The 13,968-nt window shown below is 69.6% G+C and carries 9 protein-coding genes; 6 read left to right on the top strand and 3 right to left on the bottom strand.

What is annotated here, in order from left to right; genetic code table 11:
• Positions 1-393 precede the first annotated feature (393 nt).
• The 3 genes from ACZ6SD_RS05760 to ACZ6SD_RS05750 all read left to right on the top strand — a co-directional run bounded on the left by ACZ6SD_RS05760 (position 394) and on the right by ACZ6SD_RS05750 (position 7,119).
• A complete protein-coding gene (locus ACZ6SD_RS05760; RefSeq protein WP_465315749.1) occupies positions 394-2,259 on the top strand; it encodes a multicopper oxidase family protein in 1,866 nt (621 codons plus the stop codon).
• A 45-nt stretch (positions 2,260-2,304) separates the two neighbouring features.
• Positions 2,305-4,101, top strand: coding sequence for an AAA family ATPase (locus ACZ6SD_RS05755; RefSeq protein ID WP_465315748.1), 1,797 nt, complete (start codon positions 2,305-2,307; stop codon positions 4,099-4,101).
• Positions 4,102-4,455: 354 nt separating this feature from the next.
• Positions 4,456-7,119 (top strand): AfsR/SARP family transcriptional regulator, encoded by a 2,664-nt coding sequence (locus tag ACZ6SD_RS05750; protein WP_465315747.1) that lies wholly within the window; start codon positions 4,456-4,458, stop codon positions 7,117-7,119.
• A 526-nt stretch (positions 7,120-7,645) separates the two neighbouring features.
• Here the strand turns inward: ACZ6SD_RS05750 and ACZ6SD_RS05745 are convergent.
• A complete protein-coding gene (locus tag ACZ6SD_RS05745) occupies positions 7,646-8,434 on the bottom strand; it encodes an SGNH/GDSL hydrolase family protein (protein ID WP_465315746.1) in 789 nt (262 codons plus the stop codon).
• Between the two features lie 190 nt (positions 8,435-8,624).
• Here ACZ6SD_RS05745 and ACZ6SD_RS05740 point away from each other — a divergent pair, with 190 nt between their 5' ends.
• Positions 8,625-9,269, top strand: a complete 645-nt coding sequence (locus ACZ6SD_RS05740; RefSeq protein WP_465315745.1) for a DUF3159 domain-containing protein — start codon at positions 8,625-8,627, stop codon at positions 9,267-9,269.
• On the opposite strand, the gene ACZ6SD_RS05735 is transcribed toward ACZ6SD_RS05740, so the two are convergent.
• Together ACZ6SD_RS05735 and ACZ6SD_RS05730 are read right to left on the bottom strand one after the other, a co-directional pair.
• Entirely contained in the window at positions 9,234-10,145 is a 912-nt protein-coding gene (locus ACZ6SD_RS05735; RefSeq protein ID WP_465315744.1) for an N-acetylglucosamine kinase, read from the bottom strand. The two genes, ACZ6SD_RS05740 and ACZ6SD_RS05735, sit on opposite strands and share 36 nt — an antisense overlap.
• A gap of 206 nt (positions 10,146-10,351) precedes the next feature.
• Positions 10,352-11,392, bottom strand: a complete 1,041-nt coding sequence (locus ACZ6SD_RS05730; protein ID WP_465315743.1) for an SIS domain-containing protein — start codon at positions 11,390-11,392, stop codon at positions 10,352-10,354.
• A gap of 135 nt (positions 11,393-11,527) precedes the next feature.
• On the opposite strand from ACZ6SD_RS05730, the gene ACZ6SD_RS05725 reads away from it, so the two are divergent.
• Entirely contained in the window at positions 11,528-12,280 is a 753-nt protein-coding gene (locus tag ACZ6SD_RS05725) for a GntR family transcriptional regulator (RefSeq protein ID WP_465315742.1), read from the top strand.
• Positions 12,277-13,779: an MFS transporter gene (locus tag ACZ6SD_RS05720; protein WP_465315741.1), complete on the top strand. Its 1,503-nt coding sequence runs from the start codon at positions 12,277-12,279 to the stop codon at positions 13,777-13,779. Before ACZ6SD_RS05725 ends, ACZ6SD_RS05720 begins: the two co-directional genes overlap by 4 nt.
• Positions 13,780-13,968 lie beyond the last annotated feature (189 nt).

Raw genomic sequence — 13,968 nt, 5'->3', positions numbered from 1 at the left:
TCGACCACCGGGACTCCCGCTCGGGGTGGGGCCCGCCCCGGTCGCCGGTCAACCTCGTGGAGTCCGGCCCCGCGCCCACCGATTCGGGATCGGTCGGGCCGGGGCCGCCCGCGTCGGCGGGTGTCTTCCCCCGGCGGCCCCGCTGCTGTGTGTACTGGCTCTTTCGCTCTCCGTCATGCCGCTTTGATCGACTTCGTCCGCACCGGCCGTTGGCCCATTCGGGGAGTCCATCCACGTTCGTTTGAATCCTCCGGTGTTTTTCCCCATCTCCTTGAAATCGGCCAGCGGCGCGCGCACTCTGGTCGTACGGCGACTTCTCCGAGTGGGGTCGGAGACTCGCTGTCGAAGAGGGGGAAAGCGGCGCTATGACGCGCCTTCGGATCAGGGGGATCCATGACTGAACTGATCAGTCCGCTCGCGGCCGAAACCGAGTCGACCTTCGGCCTCACCAAGTTTCTCGACCCGCTGCGGGTGCCGCCGCGCATCCGTTCGCGCTGGCACCAGGACGCGCTGACGATCACCGCGGTGCGCACCACCGTGCAGCTGCACTCGCAGCTGCCGCGCACGGCGGTGTGGGCGTACGAGGGCAGTTTTCCCGGGCCCACCATCGAAGTCACCAGCGGCAAACAGATCCGCGTCTCGTGGACCAATGAGATCGAGGGAACCATTCCGCTGATCGCGGTCCACGCGCCTATCCAGACGGCCCCGTTCAACACCCCGGGCTACCGCAACTCCGACGGTTCGCTGCCTGCGGGAGTGGGGATCATCGAAGGGGTCGCCGACCTGCCGTCGTGGACGGTCGTGCACCTGCACGGAGCCCGCACGGGCGGCGGAAACGACGGCTGGGCGCACAACGCGGTCCTCAAAGGAGGGTCGCAGCTCGCGGAATACCCGAACGAGCAGCCGTCGACCACGCTCTGGTACCACGACCACGCCATGGCGATCACCCGCTACAACGTCTACGCGGGCCTCGCCGGGATGTACCTGATCCGCGACGAGGAAGAGGACGACCTCGACCTGCCGCGCGGTGAGCACGAGGTCCCGCTGATCATCACCGACCGCAACCTCGACACCGAACTCGACGGCAGCCTCAGCGGCAGGCTGCTGTACAAGGTCCCGTCCGCCGTCACTCCGGCGGGCGGCGTCGGGCACCTCCCGTTCAGCGGCCCGTTCACCCTGGTCAACGGCAAAATCTGGCCGCACATGGACACCGAGGCCCGCTGGTACCGCTTCCGGGTGCTCAACGCGTCCAACGCCCGGTTCTACACCCTCAACCTCATTGATGAGGCGGGCAACCTCACCGACGCCGCGGACGTGCCCTACAACGACGCCATCCGCCAGATCGGCACCGACGGCGGCCTGCTGCCCAAGCCCGCCGCGCTGCCGCTCGGCGGCCTCACCCTCGCGCCCGCCGAGCGGGCCGACCTGCTGATCGACTTCAGCCGGTTCCCCGGCAGGCGGCTGCGCCTCACCAACACCCACGTGACCGCCGCGCCCGAGCGCGACATCATGGAGTTCCGGGTCGAGGACCGGCAGCGGCACGACACTTTCGAGCTGCCCGAACGGATCTCGGAGTCCTTCGTCCGCATCGAACACGGCACGACCCTGCCCGAGGACCACGACCACGTCTATGTGGCGATGGTGCCACCGGGTTCCGCGGGCGAGGTCCACCCGCAGATGTGGGAACTGCGCGAGCTGACCGACCCGGCGGAAATCCCGACCACCTTTCCCACCCCGGGCGTCATCCAGCTCACCGACCCGCACAGCGGCAAGGTCCGCACCTTTGAACGCGTCGCCACTCTTTTCGACGACACCACGACCCTGTTCTTCAACCACGGTCGCTGGGTGGTGTGGAACCTGATCAACCTGGGTGGCCCCAACCACCCGCTGCACATCCACCTGGCCGAGTTCCAGGCCCTCAGCCGCAAGCAGTACGCGACGGTGAACACGCCGGTGGGCGCCGTCGTCACCGGCTTCGACGTGGCGGCGGGCGGCACGACGGCCCCGTTGCCCGTCCCGCCGGACGGCAGGCCGCTGGACGAGCAGGAGCAGGGCTGGAAAGACACCTACCAGATCGCCGCGGGCGAGATGCTCACCGTGGCGGGCCACTTCGACGGCGGCACCGGCAGTTTCATGTACCACTGCCACATCCTCGACCACGAGGACGAAGGCATGATGCGCCCCTTCGTCGTCATGCCAGCCGAAGCGGCCCGCTTCCACATCCACCGCTTCAGCGGCGGCCACGGCCACGGAGCCTGATCGAGTTCCCACCGTTTCACCCCCAACGGGTGTAAACGTCACCTGGTGAGACGACGCACTTGGGCGGTCCCGACCGGGGCAGTGCTACTGGCTGCCCCGATCGGGATCCTCACCAACTACGCCACGGCCTCAGTCCCCGGCTGGTTCGCCGACCCTTGGCGCGTGTGGCTGGCACTAGCGCTCCTAGTGCTGCTCGCCGTGATCACCGACCTCGTCATCCGATCGACGCGCGAGGACGCACTCACCTGGGAACTCAAGGCGCCCGCACCCGCCTCCCTCCGCCGCCCCACCGTGGACATGCCGGTCCTACGCGGCCGAGACAGCGAACTGACAACCCTGCTCAAGACCCCGAAAAACCACTTCGCCGTGGTCTGCGGCGCGGGCGGCATGGGCAAAACCACCCTGGCCTGCGTCGCAGCGGAACAAGCGGAACGCCGCGGCCGCACCGTCTTCTGGGTCCGCTGGCAGAACCTGGAGTCCCTGAGCGCCCAGCTGATCGAGGTCGCCTGCGCTTTGGGCCTGCCCAAAAGCGAAGTAGCCGCAGCCCAACAAGCAGGCGCCAGCGTCCCCGACCTGATCTGGCGACACCTGACCAAAACCCGCCGCTGGCTCCTGGTCCTGGACAACGTTGACGACCCCGCCGCACTCAGCCCCAACGACCCGGTCTCCGCATATCGCGGCTGGATCCGCCCCGGCGGCAAAGGTCTCCTGCTGATCACCAGCCGAGACCGTTCCCCCGAAACCTGGGGCCGCGCCGCCACCATGATCGACTTGGCCCCCTTAACCCCACACGCTGGCGGACGCCTACTCCTAGACGTGGCTCCCCACGCAGGCTCCCCCGAGGAAGCCGAGTCCCTAGCCACCCGACTAGGCGGCCTACCGTTGGCCCTCCACGCGGCCGGGTCCGCGCTGGCCAAACCCACCGCCCGCCTCCGCACCATCGCCGCCTACCAGCAAGCCCTCCAGGACGCCTCCGCCCAGGTCCTCCCCGACCACCCAGACATCACCGACCGCGACACGGCGCGCACCCTGGTCGGCCACACCTGGGAACTCTCCCTCACCCAGTTGGAAGAAGAAGGCCACCCCCTAGCCCGCTCCCTCCTACGCGCCCTCTCCCTGTTGGCCGAGGCCCCCATCCCCCTGGCACTCATCACCCCAGACCTGATCCCCAACGCCACCCCCACCCAAGCGGCCATCGACGCAGCCCTGGCCGGACTCCACCGCTACGGCCTCCTGGACACCCCCGACCCCACCCGCACGGCATCACTGCCCACCGTGGTCCTACACCCCCTAGTGCGGGAAACCACCACCCTGCTCCTAACCCGCGACCAGGACCCCACCCCCTGGCAAGACAGCGCCGAGGCGGCAGTCCTCATCCTCGCCGAGACCTCCGAGCCTCAAGGCCGCCCAATTTGGCCCCTCCTGCGCCTGTTAGTCCCCCACCTGCTCACCCTCCCCACCCTCAACCGACCCGATGACATCGGAGCTGCCACCCGAAGTGCTCTGCGCGTAGTGGCTCTCAAATTTTGCTGGGGTTTTGATGAGGCGTCGGCATACACGCTTATGAGACGAGTTCTTCACATCGAAACCGAAACCCTTGGGTCGGGTCATCCCGATACCCGCATTAGTCAAAATATTCTCGACGGCGTCTTAGAGCGTCTTCGCTATCATAGTGAGGTAGTCGATCGGTTTGGGCGAACGCTAGAGATTTATCTTCGGAGGTTCGGGCCGGATCACCCTAATACTCTCACAATTCAGAAATTCGTCGCCAACGCTTCGAATGCTCTTCGGAATTATGAGAAGGTGCGAAATTCTGATCAAGACGATCTGCTCGCCGAGTAATGTCGCTAAGGCTGTGATAGAGCAAGCTTGTCCCGGTCTGGAGTCGCTGTGAGGCGGATTCCCGCTGGGGAAACGGTCGGTGTCACCCGCATGGCCGCCTGGTTAGGCCATCCGGTTGACCTGGGCGGCTTCCGCGGCCCACACCGCTGGAATCGGCCTAGGTTGTTGCGTAGTGCAGTACCTGGCCGGGGGAGGCCGGTTGACACACCGGGGGGTGGGTGCGGGGTGGCGCACGTCGATGGCGTTCGTCTTGAGTTGGGTGGGGTTCGGTTCTGTGTGTTGGGGCCGGTGTGCGCGGTGGTGGGGGACCGCGTGTTGGTGCCGGGTGGGCCGGGGTTGCGTGGCCTGTTGGCGATGCTGCTGTTGGAGCCCAACCAGGTCGTGTCGGTCGAGAAGATCATGGATGTGCTCTGGGACCACGAGCCGCCCGCGACCGCGCGGACGATCGTGCAGGGGTACGTTTCCCGGTTGCGGCGCTGGTTGTCCACAGTGGACCAGTCGGCGGCGATCACGACTTATGGGGCCGGTTATCGGCTCGACGTGGACGAGGCGCGGATCGATGTGGCGTTGGCGCGGGAGTTGCTCGCCCAGTCGCGGGGGCGGCCAGCGGGGGAGCGGGCGGAGTTGTTGGCGCGGGCGCAGGGGTTGTGGCGGGGGCCGGAGCTGTCCGACATCGGGGGCCGGGTGCGGGCGCCGGAGTTGGGGGAGTTGCGGCTGGCCGTCATCGAGGCGCGGATCGACGCTGATCTCGAACTCGGCAAGCACGACGAGGTCATCGGCGAGTTGGCCGCGTTGGTGGACACGCACCCGTTCCGTGAGCACCTCGTCGGCCAGTTGGTGCTCGCCCTTTACCGGCTGGGGCGGCGCGCGGCGGCGTTGGAGATTTACCAGCGGTTCGCCCACCGGGCCGCGCGGGAACTCGGCCTCGACCCGGGGCCGGGCCTGCGCGAGTTGCACAGCCGCATCCTGCGCGACGATTCGACGCTGCTCGTCCCCACTCCCACCGACGTCATCACGCCACGCGTCGGCGTGGTCACCCCGGCCGAGTTGCCCGCGGCGCCGTCCGGGTTCGCCGGTCGCGCGGCCGACCTGGCCTGGTTGGACGGGGTGCGCGCGGGCGCAGACGGCACCGCCCCCGCGGTCGCCGTGCTGGTCGGCCCGGCCGGGGTCGGCAAGAGCGCGCTCGCGACCGTTTGGGGCACCCGCGCGGCCGACCACTTCCCCGACGGCAGGCTGTACGCGCCCCTGCGCGGTTTCGACCCCCAGCACGAGCCGGTCGACCCAGCCGATGTCCTCGCCCGTTTCCTGCTCGCCCTGGGGGTCGCCGCCGAGCACGTCCCCGACGACACCACCGACCGCGCCGCCCTCTACCGCTCCCTGTTGGCCGACCGCCGCCTCCTGGTCCTCCTGGACGACGCGGGCGACTCCGACCAGGTGCGTCCCCTCCTGCCCGGCGGCCCCGGCTCGATGGTGCTGGTCACTAGCAGACGCAGACTCGACGGCCTAGTCACCCACGGCGCGCATCTGCGCGTCCTGGGCACCCTGTCCCAGACCGAGGCCGAAGCCGTCATCACCCACACCGCTGGCCCACCCGCACCCGACGAGCACCCGCTCCGCGCCCGCCTGGCCGAACTCTGCGGCCACCTCCCACTGGCCCTGCGCATCGCGGGCGCGCGACTGGCCGTCAGTCCACAATGGTCACTCCAGGCCCTGGTGGCCGAACTCTCCGACGAACGCACCCGCCTGGGCGCACTCCACGTCCCCGACGCCGAAACCGGTATCCGCGCAGCCCTAGACCTCACCTACCGACGCCTCACCCCACCACACGCGCAAACCCTCCGCCTCTTAGGCGCATTCCCCGGCCAACGAATATCCCCCCATCTGGTCGCCGCGATAGCCGACCTCCCTGTCTCCGATGCCCGCGACCGCCTCCGAGCCTTAGCCGCGTCTTTCTTGGTCACGGAATCCGACCCCGACCTATTCGACATGCACGACCTAGTCCGCCTTTACGCCCGAGACCTAGCCCAAGACGGCTTACTCCCCAAAATCCTGCACTACTACTTGGTCACCGCGGACGAAAGCCGCAGACACCTACACACCCCCACCGACAATCTGGAAATAGCGGCCACCACCCCCGCCCTCCCGCGCCCCCACATCAAAACCCGCTCCACCGCCCTAGCATGGTTTGAACGCGAATGGCCCAACCTCATCGCGGTGATCTCCGCGGCCGCCACCGCCGGTCACCACCCCCAGGTCTGGCGACTGGCCCGCCTGGTCAACGATTTCCGCGCCACCCGCCCCCGCCGAGACGACTGGGAACACATCCTGCGCACCGGCTTGGCTTCCGCCCAGGCAGCGGCAGACCCCCAGGGCCAACTCTGGATGCACCTGAGCCGCTGCACCCTGCTAACCCGCTTCGACCAACAACAAGAAACACTCCCCCACGCCGAACAGGCCCTGACCATAGCCACAGAATCACAAGACCCAAAGCTGATGGCCATAAGCCTCAACGCGGTAGCCAACGCCCTCACCGCCCAAAAACGCCACCCAGAAGCACTAACCACCTATTCCAAGGCCCTAGACCTGGCCACCCACGCGAACCACCCCATAGGCGAAGCAACTCTCCTCAACGACCTCGCCCAACTACACCGCACCCTAGGCGCCCCCACAGAAGCCCTAACCCCCCAATCCAAGGCAGTAACCCTCTACCGAGAAATCGGCGACCTGACCTCCCTAAGCACGACCCTGGCCAACCTGGCAGACCTGGAACACCACCTAGGCCACCTGGACCAGGCAGAACACCACGCCCGCGAAGCCATCACCCTCGCCGAAGCAAACGCTCAAGACTTCACCGAAGCCTTCGCCCGCCAAGTCCTCGCCCAAGTCCTCCACACCCAGGGCAACACCCCAGCCGCCCGCCAACAACTAACCCTCGCCCTAGAGCTATACCGCCTAGCACAATCCCCCACAGCCGACGCGGTAGAAGCAGTCCTCTCCACCCTCCCCAGCGACCCGTGACAGGACACCAGCCCTCCCACCAACCGGACCCAAAGCTGCCAGGTGGCCGATAGGTGGAGCGGCAGACCCGCCCTCCTGTCAAGCAGTAGCAACCCCCTGCCAGGTGCCCAGTGGGAACGGGACAGCGAACCCGCCCCTCGACCAGGCCGCACCGAGGCTCGCCAGGTGCTCGATGGGGTGGAGTGGTTTCTTTGGGGGAGAAGGAAGATCCCTAAACTCGCCGTGGTCGTGGGGCCGAAGGCTCCCCACCCGTCTTTCCCACGACGGGATCTTCCTTCGTAGGGGCCCCAAAGAAACCACTCCACCCCATCGAGCAACCCCCACCAGCACCCCAGCAACAGCCAGACAGAGCGCCCCAGCCCAGCCCACGTTTAGCGAGCAGTTAGCCGACCATCCACCCCAGCCGGCAGTCTTCCCCCCGGCGCCGAACGGCGCCCACGGGCCGTGCTGGAGAACTTGGGGGTGCGCGGCCCGGCGTACCGGCCGGCGCTTCTGGGGGAGTGTGCCGGCCGGTCGTCTGTCCGGGTCAGACGTTCGCCGTCCGGTCGTCCTCAGCTCGGTAAGGCTGCAACTCCGGCCGCTTGGGCTGGAGTCCGTCGCCCAGCGATTCCCCCATGAGCTGCCGCCGCACCCACGGGATCAGGTGCGTGGTCGTCCAGTTCAGATCGTCCTGCCGCAGCCGCAGCCATGGCTTGCGTTCCTCGCTCGGAAGCGGCTCGCGCCAGTCTTCGTCCACTGGCACGCCCAGCACTTCGGCCGCGCGCAGCGCGATCCGCCGGTGACCCTCCGTGGAGAAATGCAGCCGGTCGTCGCACCAGGACCGCCGGTCGTGCAGGAAGGTCATGGACCACAGGTCGACCACTCGCGCCGAGTGCCGTTCGGCGATGGCGCGCAGGTGCCCGTTGTAGATCGCCACCTTTCCGCGCACGCGCCGCAGCAGGGGCTGCACCTTCGGGTCGGGCCCGGTGAACACCAGGACCTCGGACCCGGCCGCGCGCAGGGCGACCACGGCGCTCTCGAACAGGGCGGCCACGTCGTCCACGTCGGTGCCCGGTGTGATGATGTCGTTGCCGCCGCCGCACAGGGTCACCAGGTCGGGTCGGGCCGCGATCGCGATCGGCACCTGCTCGTCGATGATCTCTTGCAGCATCTTGCCCCTGAGGGCCAGGTTGGCGTACTGGAGGCCGGGCCGTTGCCGGGCCATGATCTCGGCCAGCCGGTCGGCCCAGCCGATGTAGTGGCCGTCGCCCCCCATGTCGCTCATGCCCTCGGTGAAGCTGTCCCCGATCGCGATCCAGCTGTTCCACCCATGCACAGCAGATCTCCCCTCAACCAGTTCCGTTGCCCACCACAACCAAACGCCCAGGATGCCGTGCCATTCCCCGCTGGCGTCAGCGGGGGTCGTAGCAGCGTAGGGGGGAGAGGGGGGTCCAGACCAGTCGTTAACGTAAAGGCCGTGTGAGTAAGGGCTACCTAACTCGCGCTGGTTGGGGCAGGCTGTCAGAGTGACCGCCCAGCCCGACTCCCTCTCCGCTCTCCTCGGCGGCAGAAGGGGCGCCTTGGACGCCACGGTGCCCCCGTTGGCCTTCGCCGCGGGGTGGCTGGCAGGCGACCGTATCGCCTGGGGCGCCGCCGCTGCCGTGTTCGCCGCCGTTGTCTTAGGCTCGGTGCGCCTGGCTAAGGGGCACAAGGTGACCGCCGTTGTCGGCAGTCTCACAGCGGTCGTCGCGGGCGCTCTTATCGCTCTGTACACCGGCCGTGCGGAGGACTTCTTCCTCATCCAACTGCTGTCCAACGGCGCCAGCGCGCTCGCCTGGGCGGTCAGCATCCTCATCCGCTGGCCGCTGCTCGGCGTCGTGGTCGGCCTGGTCCTGGGGCAGAAGACCAGGTGGCGGCAAGACCCCGACCTCTTACGCGCGTATGGCCGCGCGAGCTGGGTCTGGGTGTTCGCGCAGTACGTTCTCCGGACGGCGGTGTTCGCCGCCCTGTGGTGGTCGGGCAACGTGGTGGCTCTCACAGTCGCCCGGGTGGCCCTTTCCTGGCCGCTGGTAGCCGCGGTGGTCGCGGTGAGCGCCGTGGTCCTGCGCAAGTCGCTTCCCGCCGACCACCCGGGCCTACGCCATCCCCGCGTCCCCGCTCCCGTCGCCTGACGGCCGCGTCGCCGCGTCGCCGAACGCGTCGACGGCGGCCAGCCACGCGGCCCCCACCGCCCCGTCGCGCGCTGTCAGCACGTCGTAGCCGCTAAGAAGTTCGCGCACACGGTCGCCGATAACCGTCCCTAAGACCGCCCCGGTCAGCACTACCGGCCCGTCCGTGTGGGCGGCCACCGCGAGGTCCGCCAACGTTTGCGCGGCCCGCTCCCGGATGTCCACGGCCACCGGGTCGTCAATCGCGGTCACCAGCGGCGCGAACCGGGCCAGCCGCACCGGCGGCTCCCCGTTCACGGCCGTGATGAGCCGCGCGAACGCGTTGTCCGGCCCCTCGAACGCCGCCGCGACGACCGCCGACGCCAGCGGCCCCAGCGGCCCGCCCGCCTGCAACTCCCGCAGCGTCGCCCGCACGGCCTCCCGCCCGATCCAGAACGCCGACCCCTCGTCCCCCAGCAGCCACCCGAACCCGCCCACCGTCGTCGCCCGCCGCCGCCCGACGATGCGCATGGCGATGGACCCGGTCCCGGCGATCAGGACCGTGCCGTCCGCCGCCGCGGTCCCCGACGCGAACGCCACCTCCGCGTCGGTCACCACCCGCGGCCGCAGCCGCCCCAGCTTGGCGTCGAACACCGCCGCGACCACCGGGTCGGTCAACTTGGACGACCCGGCCATCCCCAGCACGCAGCCGACCGCCGTGTGCGCGCCCAGCGCGGCGGCCACCGCCGCCGCGATCCGCTCGGCCGCCACGTCCGGCGGGTGCGAGTTCGGGTTCCCGCCGCCGGACTCCCCACGCCCCAGCACGCGCCCACCTGCGTCGATCACCAGCGCCCGCGTCGACGTCCCGCCGACGTCGATTCCCACCACAACCTCGGTCATCGACGCCACCGGGCGGTCACTACTCCATTTGGAGTAACATGGGTGTGCCCGCTCCGTTCAACCCCCTCGACGGAGCGGGCACCTTCATTCCGGCTCATGGTCCGCCACGCTCCCACCGTGCGCCTCCTCGCCGCCGAAGCCACCGCGCACTACCCCGTGCTTCACGGATATCCCCAGCGTAACGCCGGAATAGGCGGCCCGGCCGGTCACCGCGTCCTGGTGACCTTGCTCAGTCCTCTGGGCCGGTCCGGGTCCGTGCCCCTGGCCAACGCCAGCCCTAGCGCCAGCCGCTGCACCGGCAGCACCTCCAGGATCGGCGCCACCTCCTCGGCCGTGCGCGGCACACCGATCCGCAGCCACGCGGGAGCCGATCCGCGCCCAGCCGACCCCGCCGCCGACCCCACGACCACGACGTCGGCCCCGCGACCGGACACCACGTCCAGCACCTCGCCCATAGCCGCACCGCCGCGCCCCTCGCTTACCAGTGCCAAGACAGCCGTGTCCGAGTCCACAGCGGCCACCGGCCCGTGCAGCAGGTCCGCCCCGCTGAACGCGCGCGCCGACAGGTAACTGGTCTCGGCCAGCTTCAGCGCCGCCTCCGCCGCCGTCGCCGACGAGTACCCCCGGCCCGTGGTGACCATCCGCCGCGCGAACCGCAGCCGGGCGACCGCGGCGTCCACCGGCTCGGCCAGCGCCCGCGCGGCCAAGTCCCCGATTCCCGCGACGTCGGCGCCCGTGCCGCCGCGGATCGCGTCCACCAGCAGGTACAGCGCCAGCAGGCTCGCGGTGTAGGTCTTGGTCGCGGCCACCGCCCGCTCCTGGCCCGCGCCGATGTCGATCGCGAACTCGGCGGTCGCGGCCAGCGCCGAGTCCGGGGTGTTGGTCACCGCGACCGTCACCGCCCCGCGCGCCCGCGCGGCCCTGGTCGCCTCGACCAGGTCGGGCGACCCGCCGCTCTGGCTGACCGTCACATACAGAACGTCGGTGAGATCCGGTGTGGCGCCGTAGAGCGTCGTGGTCGACGGCGAAGCCAATCCGGCGGGCAGGTGCAGCAGCACTTCGGTGAGGTACTTGGCGTAGAGCGCGGCATGATCGCTCGACCCGCGCGCGGCGAACAGCGCGAACCGCGGCCCGCGCCGCACGATCCGCGCGGCGACATCGGCGATATCGGCACGCCGGGTGACGATCGCGGCCAGGAGCGCTGGCTGTTCGGCGATCTCGGCCCGCATCAGTTCACCGTTGGTCATCGCCGCTCCTTGAGGTCTAGACCAATCTTACCAGCGTGGCCGTCGCGGCGAGGGTGAACCAACCGGGGTGTGATCGCGAGAACCACCCGGGGCAAGGCATTCTGTAGCTGTCGGGCAAGACTTCAGGAGGACGCCATGCTGGAGATGTCCACGGCCGACGGGCCGGACACGGTGGCGCGCGCACAGCGGGAGCCCAAGTACTGGGGACTCAAGCGGCACCTGCTCGACCTGCTCGGGTCGCTGCCGCCCGGGTCGCCCATCCCCACCGAGCGCTCGCTGGCCACCGAGTTCGACGTGTCCAGGACCACGGTGCGGCAAGCGCTCGCGGAGCTGACCGTCGAAGGCAGACTGCTGCGCGTCCAGGGCAAGGGCACGTTCGCCGCCGAACCCAAGGTCGCCCAGCGGCTGCAACTGTCCTCCTACACCGAGGACATGCGCGCCCAGGGCCGCGAGCCGTCGTCGAAGCTGCTGGAGGTCTCCGAGATCCCCGCCGAGGCCGACCTCGCGCGCCTGCTCGCCGTCCGCGCTGGCGCGAAAATCCTGCGCCTGCACCGCCTGCGCCTCGCCGACGGGGAGCCGATGGCTATCGAGACCACCCACTTGCCGCTGGGCCGTTTCCGCGGCCTGCGCCGCCTGGTCACCGGCGGCGGCTCCCTCTACCAGGTCCTGCGCGAACGGTTCGACGTCGACATGGGCCACGCGGAGGAGACCATCGAGACCGCGCTCGCCGGTCCACATGAGGCGGAACTGCTCGGCGCGGACGTGGGGATGCCGATGCTGCTGCTTTCCCGGCATTCGTTCGACACCGAGGAACGCCCGGTGGAGTGGGTGCGGTCGGTGTACCGGGGCGACCGGTACAAGTTCGTCGCGACGTTGAACCGCCCGTGACCACGGCGGCGGCGGACATCCGCTGGGGCAGCGCGCCCGCCCGGGGCGTCCTGGCCACCACGATCCTGGGCTCCGGCATGGCGATGCTCGACGGCAGCGTGGTGAACGTGGCGTTGCCCCGCATCGGCGCGGAGCTGAACGCCTCGGTCTCCGGTCTGCAATGGATACTCGACGGCTACCTGCTGGCGCTGGCCTCGCTGATCCTCATCGCGGGCTCCCTCGGCGACCGCTACGGCCGCCGCCGCGTCTTCCTCGTCGGCGTCGTCTGGTTCGGCGCCGCGTCAGTCCTGTGCGGACTGGCGCAGACCACCGAGATGCTCGTCGCGGCCCGCGTCCTGCAGGGCATCGGCGGCGCGCTGCTCACCCCCGGCTCGCTGGCCATCCTCCAGGCGGTCTTCCACCGCGAGGACCGCGCCCGCGCCATCGGCGCCTGGTCCGGCCTCGGCGGCCTCGCCGCCGCCGCGGGCCCCTTGGTCGGCGGCCTGCTGGTGCAGGCGTGGTCGTGGCGGCTGGCGTTCCTGGTCAACATCCCGGTCGCCGTCGTCTGTGTGTGGCTGGCCCTGCGCTTCGTCCCGGAAACCCGCGACGACCAGGTCACCGGCCACCCGGACATCCTGGGCTCGGCGCTGGGCGCACTCGGCCTCGCGGGCCTCACCGCGGCCCTGGTCGAGGCCCCCGTGCGCGGCCCCGACTGGCTGGTCCTTGGCGCGGGCCTGGCGGGCGCGGCGGCGCTCACCGCGTTCGTCATGCTCCAACGCCGCCAAACAGAGCCCTTGGTGCCACCCGCGCTGTTCGCCAACCACACCTTCGTCGTGTCCAACGCGCTCACGTTCGTCGTCTACGCGGCCCTGGGCGGCGTGATGATGCTCATGGTCCTCCAGTTGCAGACCTCGCTCGGCTACTCACCCACCGCCGCCGGGGTCGCGGGCCTGCCCATCACCCTGATCATGCTGCTGCTCTCAGCCAGATCCGGCCGCCTAGCCGTCCGCTATGGCCCCCGCTGGTTCCTGGTGGCAGGCCCACTGATCGTGGCAGCCGGAATGCTCCTACTCCTCCGCGTCGAACCAGGCGCCTCCTACCTGGGCGCAGTGCTCCCCGCTGTCATCGTGTTCGGCCTGGGCCTGGCAGTAGTCGTGGCCCCCGTCACCGCCACCGTCCTAGCCGCCGCCCCCGACCGCTACGCAGGCGTAGCCTCCGGCGTCAACAACGCCATCGCCCGCACCGGCAACCTCCTAGCCGTAGCCGTCCTACCAGCGGTAGCAGGCCTAACCGGCGCCGCCTACGCCGACCCGGTAGCCCTCACCGCAAGCTGGCAAACAGCCCTCTGGGTCTGCGCAGCCCTAGCCGCCCTAGGCGGCCTACTAGCCCTCAGCATCCGCGACAACGTCCTAGCCCCCACCACCCCCGAACCCACCCCCGCCCCCGCTCCCCACCCCGGCGACTGCCTCCACTGCGGCGTAGAAGGCCCACCCACCCACATAGTCCCCACCCGCGCCTAACCCCCACCCCGAACCCGCCCTCCTGCCAGGAACCCACGTTTCTGCCAGGCAGCACCAACGCTGCCAGGTGCTCGATGGGGTGGAGTGGTTTCTTCGGGGGAGAAGGAAGATCGCTAAGCTGGCTGCGCGTGTGAGGCCGTAGGCTTCCCACCCGTCTTTCACGCGGCGATCTTCCTTCGTAGGGGCCCC

It is taken from the genome of Actinokineospora sp. NPDC051303 (assembly GCF_055586285.1).
The sequence above is the reverse complement of the archived record's forward strand: the minus strand, read 5'-3'. Positions and strand labels throughout refer to the sequence as shown.